This is a genomic window from Streptomyces sp. NPDC018029 (assembly GCF_044327655.1).
Classification (GTDB): domain Bacteria; phylum Actinomycetota; class Actinomycetes; order Streptomycetales; family Streptomycetaceae; genus Streptomyces.
In genome coordinates this window covers 759,196-777,913 of sequence record NZ_JBIRFV010000001.1, presented here as the reverse complement: position 1 = coordinate 777,913, position 18,718 = coordinate 759,196, and the positions used below count along the sequence as shown (strand labels likewise).

The following is an 18,718-nucleotide window of genomic DNA, read 5'->3' as shown; positions in this document are numbered from 1 at the left end:
GCTGGGGACGGGGGTGTCAAGGGACCGGACAGAGAGTTATGTCTTCGGTTATCGGGCCGTTACGGGAGGCCCCTGGTTCGGCCCGGCTCCGGCTCGGCGGCCCGCCAAAGATCGGGCTGTTACATTCCTCGCCGGGGGAAGTGTGACGGGAGGCGGACAATGGCAGCTCACGCAGCGCGCGGCCGCAGTGGCGGCCGGCCCACTCTGGAAATGGTCGCCGCGCGGGCGGGGGTCGGCCGGGGGACGGTCTCCCGGGTGATCAACGGCTCGCCCCGGGTGAGCGAGGCGACCCGCACGGCCGTCGAGGCCGCCGTCGCCGAACTGGGGTACGTCCCGAACACCGCGGCCCGCGCCCTCGCCGCCAACCGCACGGACGCCATCGCCCTGGTCGTGCCCGAGCCCGAGACCCGCTTCTTCGCCGAGCCGTACTTCTCCGACGTCCTGCGCGGGGTCGGCGCCGAGCTCAGCGAGACCGAGATGCAGCTGCTGCTGATCTTCGCGGGCAACGACCAGCGGCGCCAGCGCCTGGCCCAGTACCTCGCGGCCCACCGGGTCGACGGGGTGCTCCTCGTCTCGGTGCACGCCGACGACCCGCTGCCCGACCTGCTGTCCCAGCTGGAGATCCCCGCGGTGATCAGCGGCCGCCGCTCCGCCGAGGAGGCGCTGCCCTCCGTCGACTCCGACAACTACGCCGGGGCCTGCTCGGCCGTGGAGCACCTGCTCTCCCGCGGCCGCACCTCCATAGCCACCATCACGGGCCGCCTCGACGTGTACGGAGCCCAGCGCCGCCTCGACGGCTACCGCGCCGCGCTGCGGGACGCGGGCCGCCCGGTGGACGAGCGGCTGATCGTGCCGGGCGACTTCACAGAGGAGGGCGGCCGGCGGGCGATGCGGGAGCTCCTCGCCGCCTGCCCCGAGGTGGACGCGGTCTTCGCGGGCTCCGACGTGATGGCGGCGGGCGCCCGGCAGGCGCTGCGCGAGGCGGGCCGCCGCATACCCGACGACGTGGCGCTCGTCGGCTTCGACGACTCGGCGATCGCCCGGCACATGGACCCGCCGCTGACGAGCGTGCGGCAGCCGATCGAGGAGATGGGGCGGGCGATGATCGACCTGCTGCTCGCCGAGATCGCGGACAGCCGCCCCGCGGCCGCCCGGCGCCTGGAGCGGCGCCAGCTGGTGCTCCCGACGGAACTGGTGGAGCGGGCGTCTTCCTGACGCCCGGGGAAGCGGTCGGCCCGTGGGAGAACACGGAAAACCCGTGGGAGAACACGGAAAAGCGGAAGGGCCCCGGTTCTCTCGAACCGGGGCCCTTCCTTCAGGGTGAGTGACGGGACTTGAACCCGCGGCCACCTGGACCACAACCAGGTGCTCTACCAACTGAGCTACACCCACCATGTCCGGTCTTTTGTCGTTCTTCCGACCGGCCGAGAAAAAGTGTACAGGGTCCGAAGGGGTGCTCGCGCACACCTTTTCCGGACCCCGTACGAAGGGGACCCGCGGAGGCTACTCCGCAGGCAGGACGTGCTTGGCCGCGATCGTCCGCGCGGTCTCCGAGTCCGGGCCGGGCTGCGGCACGAAGATCGCCTCGCGGTAGTAGCGCAGCTCGGCGATGGACTCGCGGATGTCGGCGAGCGCGCGGTGGTTGCCGTTCTTGTCCGGACTGTTGAAGTACGCCCTCGGATACCAGCGCCGGGCCAGCTCCTTGATCGAGGAGACGTCGACGATCCGGTAGTGGAGGTACTCCTCCAGCGTCGCCATGTCCCGCAGCAGGAAGCCGCGGTCGGTGCCGACCGAGTTTCCGCACAGCGGAGCCTTCCGCGGCTCCTTGACGTGCTCACGTACGTACGCCAGGACCTGCTCCTCGGCGTCGGCCAGCGTGGTGCCGCCGGCCAGCTCGTCGAGGAGCCCCGAGGCGGTGTGCATGGCGCGCACCACCTCGGGCATGGTCTCCAGCGCCGCGTCCGGCGGGCGGATCACGATGTCCACACCTTCGCCGAGCACGTTCAGTTCCGAGTCGGTGACCAGTGCGGCCACCTCGATAAGTGCGTCATCCGTCAACGAGAGCCCGGTCATCTCGCAGTCGATCCACACCATGCGATCGTTCATGCCCCCAACCCTACGGCGCGCTCCTCTGGCCGGGCAGGGGAGCACGTCCTGGCGCGTACACGTCGGAGTTCGGCTTGCCGGAGTCGGTCGGCACCGAGGTCGACGGGCCGAGCGCGCTCGCGGCCGCCGTGCGCCGGGTCTGGGTCGGCACCGGGCCTGCCTCGACCAGCGTGGGCACGGCCTGCGCCGTCGCGGACACCGGCTCGAGCACGCGCTCGCCCTGCGGCCTGCGGGCGCGGTACGCGGCGCGGTAGGCGGCGGGCGACGAACCCAGCTGGCGCCGGAAGTGACCCCGCAGCGCCACCGGCGAACGGAAGCCGCAGCGGCCCGCGACCTCGTCGACGGAGTAGTCGGAGGTCTCCAGGAGCCGCTGGGCCTGCAGCACCCGCTGGGTGATCAGCCACTGGAGCGGCGCGCTGCCGGTGAGCGAGCGGAACCTGCGGTCGAAGGTCCGCCTGCTCATGTAGGCGCGCGCGGCCAGGGTCTCCACGTCGAACTGCTCGTGGAGGTGCTCCAGCGCCCAGGCGACGACCTCGGCGAGCGGGTCGGCGCCGATCTCCTCGGGTAAAGACCTGTCGAGATAGCGCTCCTGGCCGCCGGCCCGGCGCGGCGGCACCACGAGCCTGCGGGCGAGCGCGCCCGCCGCTTCGTTGCCGTGGTCCGTGCGCACGATGTGCAGACAGAGATCGATTCCGGCCGCGGTGCCGGCGCTCGTCAGGACGTCACCGTCGTCGACGAACAGCTCGCGCGGATCCACGTGGACGGACGGATAGCGCTTCGCGAGCGTCGGCGCGTACATCCAGTGGGTGGTCGCGGGACGCCCGTCGAGCAGTCCCGCCGCGGCGAGCACGAACGCGCCGGTGCAGAGCCCGACGATGCGGGCGCCCTCCTCGTGCGCGCGGCGCAGCGCTTCGAGCGCTTCCGGCGGCGGCGGTGAGGTGATCGACCGCCAGGCCGGTACGACGACGGTGCCGGCCCGGCCGATGGCCTCCAGGCCGTGTGGCGCGGTGAGTTCCAGTCCGCCGGTGGTCCGCAGCGGGCCCTCCTCGCCGGCGCAGACCAGCAGCCGGTAGCGGGGGACCCCCGCGTCCTGCCGGTCGATGCCGAACACGGAGAGCGGTATGGAACTCTCGAAAATGGGACCGCCGCTGAAGAGCAGCACCGCTACGATCTCCCGGCGGCGCCGCCCCGAGAGTTTCCGAGCCGCGGCCTCCGGCGCGGCAGTGGAGTCGTGGCTCATGGTGCTAAACCCCCCTTGGGCTTCGCGGCTCCCTGTTCCTGGCGTGCTTGACGTTTTTGACGTGCTTGACGCGCTTGCCTGGCTTGTCGCTGCTGCACGTTTCCCCTCGGTCCTCCACCAGTCCCCCGCCGTAATACAGTCAAGATCGAATCTACTGCGTCCCGTGCTGCCGGGGTGACCAGTTCATCACTCGGCAGATTGTCGACATGGCAACTTGGCGTGAAGCATTCGATCACGAAGCGTTGCACTCGGGCGGCTTACTGGGAAGTGCGCCTTGGCTCCATGGCCGGTCCCCGTAGGGTGCGGGCGGCTCGTGCGCGTCTTTCAGCCCTGGTCGGACGGGGGTTGAGGGGGCGTTCGGCCAAGGAATCGACGGCCCCCGGAAGTTGGCTGAAAAGCTACGGGAGCGTGTGTGTGAATTGGTCAGTCGACCGGCGCACTGTCGGCACTGTGACGAGTGCCCCTGTGCGCCCCCGAGCCCGTTCTGCCGTGCCGTCCCCGGTGCCCGTTGTTCTGTTCTGCAAGCAGTCGCGCGGCGCCCCGTTCGGACTGCCGCAGGAGCACCCGGCAGACCCCGGTGACGGCCACGAGGCCGAGCGCCGCGCCGGCGGCGCCGGCCAGTGAGCCCCCGTACCCGACGAGCACGACGGGGACCAGTACACAGCTGAAAGCGGCCCAGCGGACCACATCGCTCACCGAGTCCGCCGGGGGCGCGTCCCGCGGGTCGCGGGCGCGCGGCGCGGGCACCGCGGCGGGGTGACGCTCGTGCGCGCCCTCCCGGCCCGGCCGGCCTTGCTCGGGTGAAGGCGGGAAGAGGGTGGAAGGTGAGGACGCGGGCGAAGGTCCAGGCACGGCGTGCTCCCTGTGGCGGTGGCGTACGGAGATCCAGCGCTGTCCAACGCCTGGCTTCCCGGCGGGTCACTGGGGAGGCCGCCGGGTGGCGCCGGACGGGTGGGCAAACCGCCTGTAGGAGGCAGCAACCATTGCCATCCGGGCGACGCTCATGCATGCTCCGGTGAAGCCGGGAGGCCCTGTGCAGGCCCGGCGCGGCCTCTGTGCGGGGCTCTTCGCAGGTCCCGGGCAGGCTCTGGGCAGGAGGGGAGTGTCGCCGTACCCTTGGGGGTATGGGGTTGGGAAGATGATTCCCGGACGACCTTTCAAGTCCTGAACTTTCGCACCACCAGAAAAAGCCGACCCTCCCACAGAGGACTCCTTCGCCGAGACACCGATGGCCGGTCACGAATTCTTCGAACCTGCGGACCGCAAGCGGCAGGTCGCCGATCCGACAGCGACCCCCCGAGCGGCGGAAGAACCGCGTCACTCCTGCGATCCCGCCTTCAGGCACGGTGTCGTCGTCGGCTTCGACGGCTCGACCTCCAGTGAGCGGGCCCTGTCCTACGCGATCGGCATGGCCCACCGCTCCGGATCGGGCCTGATCATCGTCCACGTCGCCAACCGGCTGCCCACCACGGTGTGGGCGGGCTGCGAGCCGCCGGTCTTCGTCGACGTGCCGGACCACCGCACCGAGGTGCTCGGCCTGGAGCTGGCCTGCGCGGACTATCTCGCCGAGGTGCCGTGGATCCTCGTCGAGCGCGGCGGCGACATCTGCCACGAGCTGGAGGAGGTCGGCCGCGAGTACAGCGCGGACGCGATCGTCGTCGGCTCCACGCACGGCATCGTCGGCCGCATCTTCGGCTCCGTCGCGGGCCGTCTCGCGCGCCGTGCGCAGCGCCCCGTCGTCGTCATTCCGTAACGCTCCCCGGCTTCCGGCGAGTTGGGTCCGACAGCCCTCAACTCCCGTGCGCGGGCGGTTCCATGAGCAGATAAATCTACTCGTGCGTAGAGGTGGTTTGCGCCCTCGTGAAGGGTACATAACGGTCGGCGGCGCGGGTCGGGGTAATGGGCGACCCCGGCCCTTGAGGAACGACCCCCTGTGCGCTGGTGGCACGCACGGGGGGTCGTTCATGTCGCGGCCCGACGGGGGCCGTTCGGCTACTCGACGGTGACCGACTTCGCGAGGTTGCGCGGCTTGTCGATGTCCCGGCCGAGCGCCAGCGCCGTGTGGTAGGCGAGGAGCTGGAGCGGGATGCCCATCAGGATCGGGTCCAGCTCGTTCTCGTTCTTCGGGACGAGGATGGTCTGGTCGGCCTTCTCCTGCTCCTGGTGCGCGACCGCGAGGATCTTGCCGCTGCGGGCCTTGATCTCCTCGAGGGCGGCGCGGTTCTTCTCCAGGAGGTCGTCGTCCGGGACGATCGCGACCGTCGGCAGGGCGGGCTCGATGAGGGCGAGCGGGCCGTGCTTCAGCTCGGAGGCGGGGTAGGCCTCGGCGTGGATGTACGAGACCTCCTTGAGCTTGAGGGAGGCCTCGCGGGCGACGGGGTAGCCGCGTACGCGCCCGATGAAGAGCATCGAACGGGCGTCCGCGTAGCTCTTGGCGATCTTCTTGATCTCGTCCTCCTGCTTGAGGATCTCCGAGATCTGGCCGGGCAGCTTCCGCAGGCCCTCGATGATCCGCTTGCCGTCGGAGACCGACAGGTCGCGGATGCGGCCGAGGTGCAGGGCGAGCAGGCCGAAGGCCACGGTGGTGTTGGTGAAGCACTTGGTGGAGACGACGCAGACCTCCGGGCCCGCGTGGACGTACACGCCCGCGTCGGCCTCGCGGGCGATCGCCGAGCCGACGACGTTCACGACGCCGAGGACGCGGGCGCCCTTGCGCTTCAGCTCCTGCACGGCGGCCAGCACGTCGTACGTCTCGCCGGACTGCGAGACCGCGATGTAGAGGGTGTCGGGGTCGACGACCGGGTTGCGGTAGCGGAACTCGCTCGCGGGCTCGGCGTCGGCGGGGATGCGGGCCAGCTCCTCGATCATCTGGGCGCCGATCATGCCCGCGTGGTACGAGGTGCCGCAGCCGAGGATCTTGACGCGGCGCACCTTGCGGGCGTCGTGCGCGTCGAGGTTGAGGCCGCCGAGGTGCACGGTGGAGAAGCGGTCGTCGATGCGGCCGCGCAGGACGCGGTCGACCGCGTCGGGCTGCTCGAAGATCTCCTTGTGCATGTACGTGTCGTGGCCGCCCATGTCGTACGACTCGGCCTCCCACTCCACGGTGGTCGGCGAGGCCGTCGTGCGCGAGCCCTCGGTGGTGTAGGTGCGGTAGTCGTCGGCCTTGATGGTGGCCATCTCGCCGTCGTCGAGGGTGACGACCTGGCGGGTGTGCGAGACGAGCGCGGCGACGTCCGAGGCGACGAACATCTCCTTCTCGCCGATGCCGAGGACGACGGGGGAGCCGTTGCGGGCCACCACGATGCGGTCGTTGAAGTCGGCGTGCAGGACGGCGATGCCGTACGTGCCCTCGACGTGGCGCAGAGCCTCGCGGACCTTCTCCTCGAGGGTGTCCGCCTGGGAGCGGGCGATGAGGTGGGTGAGGACCTCGGTGTCCGTCTCGGAGAGGAACTCGACGCCGTCCGCGGTGAGCTTGGCGCGCAGCTCGGAGGCGTTGTCGATGATGCCGTTGTGGACGACGGCGACCTTCTCGTCCTGCGAGAGGTGCGGGTGGGCGTTCTCGTCGGAGGGGGCGCCGTGGGTGGCCCAGCGGGTGTGGGCGATGCCGGTCGTGCCCTTGAAGCGGGCGGGGACCCTCGCCTCCAGGTCGCGGACGCGGCCCTTGGCCTTCACCGTCTTCAGGCCCGTGGCCTTGGGGCCGGTGACGGCGATGCCCGCGGAGTCGTAGCCGCGGTACTCCAGGCGCTGCAGGCCTTCGAGGAGAAGCGGGGCGACATCACGCTTGCCGATGTATCCGACGATTCCACACATAGAGGGATTCCTAGCCGTAGACGATGCGGCGCAGCTGCCGGAGCGTGAGCTCCGGCGGTGCGACCGCGCGGTATGCGAGGTCCGCCGAGATCTGTTCGAAGATCGCCGCGTTCAGCAGGCCCTGACCCTGCAGCTCGCGGTGGCGGCGACGGACGAACTGCTCGGTCGTCTCGTCGAAGTAGGCGAGCACGTCCTGGATGACCCGCAGCGCTTCGCCCCGCTGGAGCGGGGTGCTGCGGGTGAGGTGGTCCACCAGGTCGTCGTGCATTCGTTGATCCTGGGGTATCGCATGCCCTTTCGCAAGAATCCTGCCCGGAATCGGGCAGGATCGTGTCGCATCGGCGCTCGCGCGCCATGGAATCGGTGGTCACGTGTGCCGGAATCGGTGGTCACGCGCGAGGGAATCCGTGGTCACATGCGGCGCAGGACCGCCTGCTTGGCCGTCGCGAACTCCTCGTCCGTGAGGATGCCGCCCTGGTGCAGCTCGCCCAGTTCGCGCAGGCGGCGCAGCAGCGTGTCGTGGTCGTCGGCCGGGGGCGGCGGGGTGAGGCTCTTGGTGACGGCGGACGGCGCGTCCGCCGGGGCCGCGGGGGCCGAGGGGTGCGGCAGCCGGGCCTGGACCGCGGCGGCGACCAGGGCCATCAGCGGGTCCTTCTTGAAGCCCCACAGCTCGACGGAGTTCGGGTCGTACTTCGGCGGGGCCTTCGTCGGCGCGTTCTTCACGGTGAACCGCAGGCAGCCGTTCTCCAGGCCGACCGCCGGCTGCCACTCGACCGCCGCGATGTCGGCGAGCGCCAGGGACCGGGTGCCGGACACCGACTTCGCCTCCTCCGTCTTCCAGTTCCACTCCAGGCGGACGCGCTCCCCGTCGAAGCTCGCCGTGCCGTCCCCCGCGGAGACGGACAGCGGCACGGACGGGCCGGGGAGGAGATAGGCGTCGCAGGGCGTGGTCGGCACCTGTTCGATCAGGTGCGCGTTGCGGACCTCGTCGACCAGGTACTCCGCGACCCCGTACCGGTCCGCATCGACCGTCAGCTGATACGGGTCCGAGGCGTCCGTCAGCTTCCCGCCCGTCGCCTGGAGCAGCGGGTCGGCGCCCTCCCGCAGCCGCAGCCGCAACCGGCCCGACTTCTTGCCCTGCTCGAAGGCGATGCCCGCCAACGCCCCCAGGGGGACGGTCAGTTCGCCCAGAGTCGCGCGCAACAGGGACACGCTCTTGTCGCGTCCGGGCACGAGGCGCAGCGTCTTCCCGTCGAAGGTCCAGGTCCCGTCGCGCTGGATGATTTCCGCCATGCAGGGATTCTCGCACCGACCTCTCGGATAACTGGTCTACACCCCTTGACCCCTTATGGGGCCCGGGTTACCAAGGGGGATCGTTCGATTGCGATGCACCACAGATGCGCCCGAAGGGACCCGCTCGTGAGATCGCACAGCAGATCGACACGCATCCTCGGCTCGCTGCTGCTCGTCGCGGCCGCCGGAATCTCCTCGTTCGCCGCGGCGCCCACCGCGAGCGAGGCGAGGGCCCCCGCCGTCACCCCGCTCGGCCGGGTCGTCCCCGCGCCCCTGGCGGCCGAGGCGGGCGGCGCCGGATACGAGATCACCGCCAAGACCCGGATCCGCGTGGGCAAGGGCAGCCCCGAGGAACGGCGCGTCGGCGAGTACCTCGCCGAGGTGCTGCGCCCCTCCACCGGCTACAAGCTGCCCGTCACCACCGGCGGGGGCCGCGACGGCATCCGGTTGCGCATCAGCGCCGAACCGGCGAACAAGGCCCTCGGCGACGAGGGATACCGCGTCATCTCCGCGCGCGGCTCCCTCACCATCACCTCATGGACCGGCGCAGGGCTCTTCCACGGCGTACAGACCGTCCGCCAGCAACTGCCCGCCGCCGTCGAGAAGAAGACGAAGCAGCCGGGCCCCTGGCGCATCGCAGGCGGCACCGTCAAGGACATGCCGCGCTACGGCTACCGCTCCACGATGCTCGACGTGTCCCGGCACTTCTTCACCGTCGACCAGGTCAAGCGGACCATCGACCAGGCCGCCCTCTACAAGATGAACAAGCTCCACCTGCACCTCAGCGACGACCAGGGCTGGCGCATCGCCATCGACTCCTGGCCGCGCCTCGCCACGTACGGCGGCTCCACGCAGGTCGGCGGCGGCAAGGGCGGCTACTACACGAAGGCGCAGTACAAGGAGATCGTCGACTACGCCGCCTCGCGGTACGTGGAAGTCGTCCCCGAGATAGACATGCCGGGGCACACCAACGCCGCGCTCGCCTCGTACGCCGAGCTGAACTGCGACGGCGTCGCCCCGCCGCTCTACACCGGCACCGAGGTCGGCTTCAGCTCGCTGTGCGTGAAGAAGGACGTGACGTACGACTTCGTGGACGACGTGATCCGCGAGCTCGCCGCGATGACGCCCGGCAAGTACATCCACATCGGCGGCGACGAGGCGCACTCCACCAGCCACGAGGACTTCGTCGCCTTCATGGACAAGGTGCAGCCGGTCGTCGCCAAGTACGGCAAGACGGTGATGGGCTGGCACCAGCTGACCGGCGCCAACCCGGCCAAGGGCGCCGTCGCGCAGTACTGGGGCTACGACAGGACCGGCGCCGCCGAGCGCGAGCAGGTGGTGAACGCCGCGAAGAACGGCACCAAGCTGGTCCTCTCGCCGGCCGACCGCTCCTACCTCGACCACAAGTACACGAAGGACACGCCGCTCGGGCTGTCCTGGGCGGGCTATGTCGAGGTGCAGCGCTCCTACGACTGGGACCCGGCCACGTACCTCAAGGGCGCGCCCGCGGACTCGATCCTCGGCGTCGAGGCGCCGCTGTGGACGGAGACGCTGTCGACCTCCGCGCACCTCGACTACATGGCGTTCCCGCGGCTTCCCGGCATCGCCGAGCTCGGCTGGTCGCCCGCGGCCACGCACGACTGGGAGAAGTACAAGGCGCGGCTCGCCGCGCAGGCCCCGCGCTGGGACGCGCTGGGCATCGGCTACTACAAGTCGCCGCAGGTGCCCTGGCCCGCCGAGTAGGCGGCGGACCCGGCACGTTCAGGAGCGGGGCTCCCGAGGACCGTCTCGGGAGCCCCGCTCGGTCAGGGGGCGGACAGGGCCCGCAGGTCGTACCACTCCACGAGGAACGACGGCACGCCCTCGCACAGGCCGAGGTAGGCCTCGCGGCGGCCGGAGGCCGCGATCGCCATGTAGGCGCGCTCGACGTCCGTCAGGGTGGCGTCCCGTGTCATCCAGTGCTCCGCCCGGGGGTCCGTCACCCAGGAGTGCAGCAGCTCGGAGTCGGTCAGGGGGTCGAGGGTCCGGAGCGTGAAGTCGGGGCTCCCGTGGGCGGGGCTCACACGGCCGGGGCTCACACCGTCGAGGCGTCCGGTGGGCAGGTGGAGGTCAGCAAGCACGGTCAAGGCGCTCTCCCAGGTACCGCTCGGCGTGGCCGGCGATCAGGTCGAGGACGGCCGTGATGTCCGCGACGGTCGTCCCGGGGTCGAGGAGCGTGCACTTCAGGAACTGCCGGCCGCCCACCTCGACGCCCGCCACCACCGCGTCCCCGGAGGCACACAGGGCCTTTCGCGCGTAGAGGTTGGCGCGGTCGATCACGGAGGGGGCGCAGATCCGCGCGGGGATGTAGCGGAAGACGAGTGTGGACAGCTGCGGCTCGGCCACCACGTCGAAGCGCGGGTCGGCGACGAGCAGTTTCCAGCCACGGGTGGCCAGGTCGCAGACCTCGTCGAAGAGGTCGCCGACGCCGTTCGCGCCCACCACGCGGAGCGTCATCCACAGTTCCAGGGCGTCGAAGCGCCGACCGGTGGCGAGGAGGGACCTGTCGCCCGGGGCACGCACCAGGACCGCCGACGAACTCGCCGGCTGGAAGAAGGCCTTGCGGTAGTCCACGGTCACGGAGTCGGCGCGCTCGATGCCGTCCAGGAGGTGCCGGTTCCTGCGCGAGGCGAGCAGCCCGCAGCCGTACGCGGCGTCCACGTGCAGCCAGGTGTCGTACTGCGCGCAGAGCGCGGCGATCTCGGGCAGCGGGTCGATGGAGCCGAAGTCGTCGGTGCCCGCGGTGGCGACGACCGCCATGGGGGAGAGGTCGTCGCGCACGCAGCGCTCAAGGGCCCGGGCGAGGGCCACGATCTGCATGCGCCCGCTCCGGTCGGTGCGGACCGCCACGACGGCTTCGTCGCCGAGGCCGAGCGACCGGGCCGTCCGGCGCACGCCGGGGAGAGCGGCCTCGGAGGTGAGGATCCGCAGGGAGGCGGGGTCCCGCTCCCCGACCGCCTCGCGAGCGAGCAGCAGCGCCTGGAGGTCTGACTCGGCACTGTCGCCGGTGAACACCCCGTCGGCGTCCGGCCCGAGACCGATCCGTTCGGCGGTCCAGCCGATGACGCGGCGCTCGACGGGGACGCCTTCGGTCACGGAGCTGCGGTACCGCTCCGCGGTGGTGCCGTTGAGCAGGTGCGAGCGCATGAGCTGTCCTCCAGGGCCGGGACTTGACTTAGGTAAGCCTAACCTAACTTCACCTCTCTTTGGGGTACGGGCTCGGAAAACGAAACCGCCCCCTCCGGGAGCGAAGGGGGCGGCGCGCCGAGGGCGGTGGTGGCGTGGGCTACTTCAGCTTCTTCGCCTTTTCGATCGCGTCCGCGAGGTCCTCGAGGATCGGCGCGCACTTGTCGTACGAGAAGATCGGCTCCGTGACGCGCGGGATGACCTGGCCGGCCTTGACCGCGGGCAGCTTCTTCCACGTCGGCTTGGACTTGTCGAGGTCGGCGGGCTGGATCGCGGAGGTGCGGTTGTCCATCATGATGATGTCCGCGTCGTACTTGTCGACGTTCTCCCAGCTGAGGTTCTCGAACCAGCCGCCGGACTCCTTCTTGGCCTTCTCCGGCGGCTCGATGATGTTCACGCCGAGCGCCTTGAAGTACTCCAGGTCGACCGAGAGGTTCGTGCCCGAGACGTAGAACAGCTCCTGGCTCGCGGAGCCGACCAGGATCTTGATGTCCTTGTGCGCCTTGGCGACCTTGCGCAGCCGCTCGGACGCGTCCTCGAAGCGCTTCTTCGCCTTGACGACCTTGTCGGACTTCACGTCCGCGCCCAGCGACTCGGCGAGTTCCAGGATGCGCTGCAGCGGGTGCGTGAGCTGCCGGTCGTAGACGCTGATGCCGACGCTCGGGGCGAGCTTGAGGATCTTGTCCTTGCTCTCCTCGGGGACGTACCAGAGGGTGCCCTGGCCGTCGAACATCGTGGAGATCAGCACGTCGGGCGCGAGGGCCGCGTACTTCTCGATCTTGAACTGACCCCATTCGTTGCCGATGATCGTCAGCTTGCTGATGTCCATGTCGCCGGCCTGGACGTCGGGCTTGCCGTCCTTGGTCTTCGTCGGGCCGAAGACGCCCTTGACCTCGATGCCGTAGTCGTAGAGTGCCGCGGCGACACCCGTGAACGCCACGATGTTCTTCGGCGTCGCGTCCTTCTCGGCCGTCTTGCCGCGGTCGTCCTTGAAGCTCCACGGGCCCGACTTGCCCGCGCCGCCCTCGGCCGTGCCGGACCCGTCCTTTTTCTCGCTGCCGCAGGCCGCCAGGACGGCGGTGAGGCCGAGGGCGCCGCCGGCGGCGAGGATGCCGCGGCGGGAAGGCTGGGGGAGGCGGGCCTGGGGCATGGGGGTCTCTGCTTTCGTGACGTACGGCGGCGGGGCCGCTGGCCGGAATTAGAGCTTAGGTTAACCTAAGCTAACTCCGGCTCGGCGGACCCCTCATGCCCGCCGTACGTCACGTCACGTCACGACCGGCTCAGCTCGCGAAGCCCAGCTCCCGGGCGATCAGCATGCGCTGCACCTCGCTCGTGCCCTCGCCGATCTCCAGGATCTTCGAGTCCCGCCACATGCGGGCGACCGGGTACTCGTTCATGAAGCCGTACCCGCCGTGGATCTGGGTGGCCTCGCGGGCGTTGTCCACGGCGACCGTCGAGGAGTAGAGCTTGGCGATGGCCGCCTCCTTCTTGAAGGGCTCGCCCGCGACCAGGCGCGACGCCGCGTCGTACCACCCGACGCGGGCCATGTGCGCCCGTGTCTCCATGTCGGCGATCTTGAACTGGATCGCCTGGTTCGCGCCGATCGGCTTGCCGAAGGCGTGCCTCTCCTTGGCGTACTTCACGGACTCGTCCACGCAGCCCTGCGCGAGCCCGGTGGCGAGCGCGGAGATCGCGATCCGGCCCTCGTCGAGGATGCGCAGGAACTGCGCGTACCCCCGGCCCTCCTCGCCGAGGAGGTTCGCCGCGGGCACCCGGACGTCGGAGAAGGACAGCTCGCGGGTGTCCGAGGCGTTCCACCCCACCTTCGAGTAGGGCGCGGCCACCGTGAAGCCGGGCGTCCCGGACGGCACGATGATCGAGGAGATCAGCGGGCGGCCGTCCGCCTTGCGACCGGTGACGGCGGTGACCGTGACCAGGCCCGTGATGTCCGTGCCGGAGTTGGTGATGAAGCACTTGGAGCCGTTGATCACCCAGTCGTCGCCGTCGCGCACCGCCGTCGTGCGCGTGCCGCCCGCGTCCGAGCCGCCGTCCGGCTCGGTCAGGCCGAACGCGCCGAGCATCTCGCCCGCGCACAGCCGCGGCAGCCACTGGCGCTTCTGCTCCTCCGTGCCGAAGAGGTGCAGCGGCATCGCGCCGAGCGAGACGCCGGCCTCCAGGGTGATCGCCACGGACGAGTCGACGCGGGCGAGCTCTTCGAGGGCGATGCCCAGCGCGAAGTAGTCACCGCCCATCCCGCCGTACTCCTCGGGGAAGGGCAGGCCGAACAGGCCCATGCGGCCCATCTCGCGGACGATCTCGTAGGGGAACTCGTGGCGCTCGTAGAAGTCGCCGATCTTGGGGGCGACGACGTCGTGCGCGAACGCCTCTACCGTGCGGCGCAGTTCCTCGTGCTCGGGGCTCAGACGGTGGTCCATCGTTCTTCACTGCTCCTGGTGGGAGGCGGTCGCGGTCTGCTCGTCGTGGGAGCGGGCCGTGAGGGCGCGGACGGTGCGGGAGGGGCTGGGCCGGCCCAACTGGTCGGCCATCCAGGCGCTGGTGGCGCTGAGCCGGACGAGGTCGACCCCGGTGTCGATGCCGAGGCCGTGCAGCATCCACACGAGGTCTTCGGTGGCGAGGTTCCCGGTGGCGCTCTTCGCGTACGGACAGCCGCCGAGGCCGCCCGCGGAGGCGTCCACCGTCGTCACGCCGTGCTGCAGGGCGGCGAGGGTGTTGGTGAGCGCCTGGCCGTACGTGTCGTGGAAGTGGACGCCGATGCGGTCGGTCGGCACCTGGACGGCGTTGAGCGCGGCGAGCATCGCGGAGACGTGGCCCGGCGTGGCCACGCCGATGGTGTCGCCGAGGCTCAGCTCGTCGCAGCCCATGTCGAGCAGGGCGCGGGCGACGCGGACCACCTTGGAGATGGGCACGGCGCCCTCCCAGGGGTCGCCGAAGCACATCGAGAGATAGCCGCGGACGTGCACGCCCTGCTCACGCGCGCGGGCGACCACCGGGGCGAACATCGCGAGGGCCTCGTCCACCGTGCGGTTGAGGTTGGCCCGGGAGAACGACTCGGTGGCGCTGGCGAAGACCCCGACGCGGTGCGCGCCGAGCGCGAGGGCGCGGTCCAGGCCGCGTTCGTTCGGCACGAGGACCGGCAGGTGGACGCCCTGGAGGTCGCCGAGGAGCGGGAACAGCTGCTCGGCGTCGGCCAGTTGGGGCACCCACTTGGGGTGCACGAAGCTGGTCGCCTCGACGGTCGTGAGGCCCGCGTCGGCGAGGCGGTGGATGAACTCCGCCTTGATCTCCGTGGGGAGAGCCGTCTTCTCGTTCTGCAGGCCGTCGCGGGCGCCGACCTCGTGGATGCGGACGTGGGAGGGCAGGCCGCGGGTCGGGACGACCATGGGGAGCGGCGCGTCCCCGAGCTCCATCGGCTCGGATTGGGGGGCCGGTTCGGTGCTGGTCATTCCTGCTCCTCCTCGGGGGTGACGACGGCGAGGACCTGGTCCATGGCGACGGTCGTGCCCGGGGTGACGTCGAGCTCCGTGACGGTGCCGGCGTGCGGGGCGGAGATGACGTGCTCCATCTTCATCGCCTCGACCACCAGCAGGCTCTGGCCCGCGTCCACCCGGTCGCCGGGGGAGACCTTCACGACGGTGACGGTGCCGGGCATGGGGGCGGTGAGGGCGTCCGCCCCGGCGTGCGCGGCGCCGGTGAGGGAGGCCGCGACGGGGTCGTGGTCCTGGATGTGCCAGGCGTCGCCGTCGCGGCCGAGCCAGTCGGCGGCGCGCCGGAAGGTGTGCCGGGTGCCGTCGACGGTGACGTGCACGCGGTCGGCGGTGACCGTGCGGTCGGTGCCCCGCAGGCGGTGGGCGACAGGTTCGAGTCCCGCGGCCTTGAGCCAGTGCGTCACGGGTGTCGGGGTGCCCCCGAGGCGCCAGCCGCTCGGCACGGAGAAGGGGTCGGTCCAGCCGTCGGCCGGGGGCCGGAGCGCGGCCTCGCGCACGGCGGCCGCCGCCTCGTACACCTCGTCGGGCACGCCGTCCGGGACGAGTGAGTCCGCCTCGCGCTCCACGAGGCCGGTGTCCAGCTCGCCCGCGACCACGGACGGGTGGGCGAGGAGCCTGCGCAGGAAGCCCGCGTTGGTCGGGACGCCGAGGGTGACCGTGTCCGCGAGGGCGGCGCGCAGCTTGCGGAGCGCCGTCGCGCGGTCGGGGCCGTACGCGATGACCTTCGAGAGCATCGGGTCGTAGAGGCTGCCGACCTCGGTGCCCTCGCTCAGGCCGGAGTCGGTGCGCACGCCGTCGCCCTGCGGCTCGTGCAGGGCGAGGACCGTGCCGCCGGAGGGCAGGAAGCCGCGGGAGGGGTCCTCGGCGCAGACACGGGCCTCCACGGCGTGCCCGGTGAGGGTGATGTCGTCCTGGGTGAAGGGGAGTTCCTCGCCCGCGGCCACCCGCAGCTGCCACTCCACCAGGTCGAGGCCGGTGACGAGCTCGGTGACCGGGTGCTCCACCTGGAGGCGGGTGTTCATCTCCATGAAGTAGTACGAGGAGGGGTCCTTGCCCGGCACGATGAACTCCACCGTGCCCGCGCCCGCGTACCCGCAGGAGCGGGCGGCCTGGACCGCGGCCTCGCCCATCGCCGCGCGCGTGGCCTCGTCCAGGAGGACGCTGGGCGCCTCCTCGATGATCTTCTGGTGGCGGCGCTGGAGGGAGCACTCGCGCTCGCCCAGGTGCACCACGTGCCCGTGGCCGTCGGCGAGGACCTGGATCTCGATGTGGCGGGGGCGGTCGACCCAGCGCTCCACGAGCAGGGTGTCGTCGCCGAAGGAGGCGCGGGCCTCGCGGCGGGCCGCCGCGATCTCGTCGGCGAGGAGCGTCTCGTCCCGCACCAGGCGCATGCCCTTGCCGCCGCCGCCCGCGCTGGGCTTGAGCAGCACGGGGGTGCCGATCTCGCGTGCCGCGTCGACCAGTTGGGCGTCGGTCAGGCCGCTGCCGGAGGAGCCTGGGACGACCGGCACGCCGGCCGCCTTCACGGTCTCCTTGGCGCGGATCTTGTCGCCCATGAGGGCGATGGCGGCGGCGGGCGGGCCGATGAAGGTGAGTCCGGCGTCGGCGCAGGCCTGGGCGAACTCGGCGTTCTCCGCGAGGAAGCCGTAGCCCGGGTGGACCGCCTGGGCGCCGGACTTCGCGGCCGCCTCCAGGATGCGGTCCACGCGCAGATAGCTCTCGGTGGCGGGCGCGGGGCCGATCCGCACCGCCGTGTCGGCCTCGCGCACGTGCCGGGCGTCCGCGTCCGCGTCGCTGAAGACGGCGACCGAGCGGACGCCGAGCGCCCGCAGCGTGCGGATGACGCGGACCGCGATCTCGCCTCGGTTGGCGACAAGGACCGTGTCGAACATCGTCATTTGTTCCTCACATCCGGAAGACGCCGAAGGCGGGCGCCGCGGGGTCCTTTTCGGGAAGCGGGGCGTTCGCACACGCCGTCAGGGCCAGTCCGAGCACCTGCCGGGTGTCCAGGGGGTCGATCACGCCGTCGTCCCAGAGGCGGGCCGTGGCGTAGTACGCGTTGCCCTGTTCCTCGTACTGGGCGCGGATCGGGTCCTTGAAGGCCTCTTCGTCCTCGGCGGTCCACTGCTCGCCGCGCGCCTCCAGCTGGTCGCGCTTGACCGTGGCGAGAACGGACGCGGCCTGCTCGCCGCCCATCACGGAGATCTTGGCGTTCGGCCACATCCACAGGAAGCGGGGGCTGTAGGCCCGGCCGCACATGGAGTAGTTGCCCGCGCCGTACGAACCGCCGACGACGACGGTCAGCTTCGGCACGCGGGTGCAGGCCACGGCCGTCACCATCTTCGCGCCGTGCTTGGCGATGCCGCCCGCCTCATAGTCCCGGCCGACCATGAAGCCGGAGATGTTCTGCAGGAAGACCAGCGGGATGCCGCGCTGGTCGCAGAGCTCGATGAAGTGGGCGCCCTTCTGGGCGGACTCGGAGAACAGGATGCCGTTGTTCGCGACGATGCCGACCGGGTGGCCGTGGATGTGGGCGAAGCCGGTGACGAGGGTCGTGCCGTACTCCGCCTTGAACTCGGCGAAGCGGGAGCCGTCGACCACGCGCGCGATGACCTCGCGGACGTCGTAGGGGGTGCGGGAGTCCGTGGGCACCGCGCCGTACAGCCCCAGGGGGTCGGCCTTCGGCTCCTCCACCGGCTGCACGGACCACGGCAGCGGGCCGCGCTCGGGGAGCGTGGAGACGATGGTGCGCACGATGCGCAGGGCGTGGGCGTCGTCCTCGGCGAGGTGGTCGGTGACTCCGGAGGTCCGCGAGTGGACCTCGCCGCCGCCGAGCTCCTCGGCGGTGACGACCTCGCCGGTGGCGGCCTTCACCAGCGGCGGGCCGCCGAGGAAGATCGTGCCCTGATTGCGGACGATCACCGCCTCGTCGCTCATCGCCGGGACATACGCCCCGCCGGCCGTGCAGGAGCCGAGGACGGCGGCGATCTGCGGGATGCCGGCGCCCGACATCCGCGCCTGGTTGTAGAAGATCCGCCCGAAGTGCTCGCGGTCGGGGAAGACGTCGTCCTGCATCGGCAGGAAGGCGCCGCCGGAGTCGACCAGGTAGAGACACGGGAGGCGGTTCTCCAGGGCCACCTCCTGGGCGCGCAGGTGCTTCTTCACCGTCATCGGGTAATACGTGCCGCCCTTGACGGTGGCGTCATTGGCGACGATCACGCACTCACGGCCCGAGACGCGGCCGATGCCGGCGATGACACCGGCGGCCGGCGCGCCTCCGCCATACAGCCCGTCGGCCGCGAGGGGGGCCAGCTCCAGGAAGGGTGAGCCGGGGTCGAGGAGCGTGTCGACCCGGTCGCGGGGCAGCAGCTTGCCGCGCGCCACATGGCGGTCCCGCGCCCGCTCGCCGCCGCCGAGCGCGGCTGCCGCGAGCTTGGCCCGCAGCTCGTCGACGAGGGCGGTGTGCGCCGTCTCGTTCGCCCGCCATGCCTCGGACGCGGGGTCAGCCGCGCTCGTCAGCACTGGTGCCTGCCGCATC

The 18,718-nt window shown here is 71.1% G+C and carries 15 protein-coding genes, 1 tRNA gene and 1 pseudogene; 3 read left to right on the top strand and 14 right to left on the bottom strand.

The genetic code is table 11. The annotated features are described in order from the left end of the window. The first annotated feature begins 159 nt into the window (after positions 1-159). Positions 160-1,215 carry a LacI family DNA-binding transcriptional regulator gene (locus ACH4D5_RS03345; RefSeq protein ID WP_398298013.1) on the top strand — a complete coding sequence of 352 codons (1,056 nt, stop codon included), beginning with the start codon at positions 160-162 and terminating at the stop codon, positions 1,213-1,215. Positions 1,216-1,319: 104 nt separating this feature from the next. Here the strand turns inward: ACH4D5_RS03345 and ACH4D5_RS03340 are convergent. The 4 genes from ACH4D5_RS03340 to ACH4D5_RS03325 all read right to left on the bottom strand — a co-directional run bounded on the left by ACH4D5_RS03340 (position 1,320) and on the right by ACH4D5_RS03325 (position 4,198). Beyond that, a tRNA-His gene (locus ACH4D5_RS03340) sits at positions 1,320-1,392 on the bottom strand. 111 nt (positions 1,393-1,503) lie between these two features. Further along, the gene (gene orn, locus ACH4D5_RS03335) at positions 1,504-2,106 is read right to left on the bottom strand and encodes an oligoribonuclease (protein ID WP_398298012.1); all 603 of its coding nucleotides are present in this window, start codon (positions 2,104-2,106) and stop codon (positions 1,504-1,506) included. A gap of 10 nt (positions 2,107-2,116) precedes the next feature. Then, positions 2,117-3,346, bottom strand: coding sequence for a helix-turn-helix domain-containing protein (locus tag ACH4D5_RS03330; protein ID WP_398298011.1), 1,230 nt, complete (start codon positions 3,344-3,346; stop codon positions 2,117-2,119). A 423-nt stretch (positions 3,347-3,769) separates the two neighbouring features. Beyond that, a complete protein-coding gene (locus ACH4D5_RS03325) occupies positions 3,770-4,198 on the bottom strand; it encodes a hypothetical protein (protein ID WP_398298009.1) in 429 nt (142 codons plus the stop codon). Between the two features lie 376 nt (positions 4,199-4,574). Between ACH4D5_RS03325 and ACH4D5_RS03320 the strand changes: the two genes are divergently transcribed. After that, positions 4,575-5,099, top strand: coding sequence for a universal stress protein (locus ACH4D5_RS03320; RefSeq protein ID WP_398298007.1), 525 nt, complete (start codon positions 4,575-4,577; stop codon positions 5,097-5,099). 239 nt (positions 5,100-5,338) lie between these two features. Here ACH4D5_RS03320 and glmS read toward each other — a convergent pair whose 3' ends face one another. The 3 genes from glmS to ACH4D5_RS03305 all read right to left on the bottom strand — a co-directional run bounded on the left by glmS (position 5,339) and on the right by ACH4D5_RS03305 (position 8,449). Next, the gene (glmS, locus tag ACH4D5_RS03315) at positions 5,339-7,156 is read right to left on the bottom strand and encodes a glutamine--fructose-6-phosphate transaminase (isomerizing) (RefSeq protein ID WP_398298005.1); all 1,818 of its coding nucleotides are present in this window, start codon (positions 7,154-7,156) and stop codon (positions 5,339-5,341) included. Between the two features lie 10 nt (positions 7,157-7,166). After that, positions 7,167-7,424, bottom strand: coding sequence for a hypothetical protein (locus ACH4D5_RS03310; protein WP_398298003.1), 258 nt, complete (start codon positions 7,422-7,424; stop codon positions 7,167-7,169). 143 nt (positions 7,425-7,567) lie between these two features. Then, entirely contained in the window at positions 7,568-8,449 is an 882-nt protein-coding gene (locus ACH4D5_RS03305; RefSeq protein ID WP_398298001.1) for a DUF4429 domain-containing protein, read from the bottom strand. Positions 8,450-8,542: 93 nt separating this feature from the next. On the opposite strand from ACH4D5_RS03305, the gene ACH4D5_RS03300 reads away from it, so the two are divergent. Next, positions 8,543-10,192 carry a beta-N-acetylhexosaminidase gene (locus ACH4D5_RS03300; RefSeq protein WP_398297999.1) on the top strand — a complete coding sequence of 550 codons (1,650 nt, stop codon included), beginning with the start codon at positions 8,543-8,545 and terminating at the stop codon, positions 10,190-10,192. Positions 10,193-10,254: 62 nt separating this feature from the next. Here the strand turns inward: ACH4D5_RS03300 and ACH4D5_RS03295 are convergent, their stop codons facing one another. From ACH4D5_RS03295 to ACH4D5_RS03265, 7 genes and pseudogenes are all read right to left on the bottom strand, one after another. Further along, positions 10,255-10,569: a GNAT family N-acetyltransferase gene (locus tag ACH4D5_RS03295; RefSeq protein ID WP_398298527.1), complete on the bottom strand. Its 315-nt coding sequence runs from the start codon at positions 10,567-10,569 to the stop codon at positions 10,255-10,257. Continuing rightward, positions 10,559-11,575: pseudogene (locus tag ACH4D5_RS03290) on the bottom strand (pyridoxal phosphate-dependent decarboxylase family protein); the annotation flags it as partial. The gene ACH4D5_RS03295 and the pseudogene ACH4D5_RS03290, both read right to left, overlap by 11 nt. A 199-nt stretch (positions 11,576-11,774) precedes the next feature. After that, positions 11,775-12,824, bottom strand: a complete 1,050-nt coding sequence (locus ACH4D5_RS03285; protein WP_398297997.1) for an ABC transporter substrate-binding protein — start codon at positions 12,822-12,824, stop codon at positions 11,775-11,777. A gap of 130 nt (positions 12,825-12,954) precedes the next feature. Further along, positions 12,955-14,109: an acyl-CoA dehydrogenase family protein gene (locus tag ACH4D5_RS03280; protein ID WP_398297995.1), complete on the bottom strand. Its 1,155-nt coding sequence runs from the start codon at positions 14,107-14,109 to the stop codon at positions 12,955-12,957. Positions 14,110-14,115: 6 nt separating this feature from the next. Next, positions 14,116-15,138, bottom strand: a complete 1,023-nt coding sequence (locus ACH4D5_RS03275) for a hydroxymethylglutaryl-CoA lyase (RefSeq protein ID WP_398297993.1) — start codon at positions 15,136-15,138, stop codon at positions 14,116-14,118. After that, on the bottom strand, positions 15,135-17,072 hold the full coding sequence (locus tag ACH4D5_RS03270; protein ID WP_398298525.1) for an acetyl/propionyl/methylcrotonyl-CoA carboxylase subunit alpha: 1,938 nt from the start codon (positions 17,070-17,072) through the stop codon (positions 15,135-15,137). The genes ACH4D5_RS03275 and ACH4D5_RS03270 overlap by 4 nt, the downstream gene beginning before the upstream one ends. A 13-nt stretch (positions 17,073-17,085) precedes the next feature. After that, the gene (locus ACH4D5_RS03265; protein WP_398297991.1) at positions 17,086-18,717 is read right to left on the bottom strand and encodes a carboxyl transferase domain-containing protein; all 1,632 of its coding nucleotides are present in this window, start codon (positions 18,715-18,717) and stop codon (positions 17,086-17,088) included. Position 18,718: the final 1 nt, after the last annotated feature.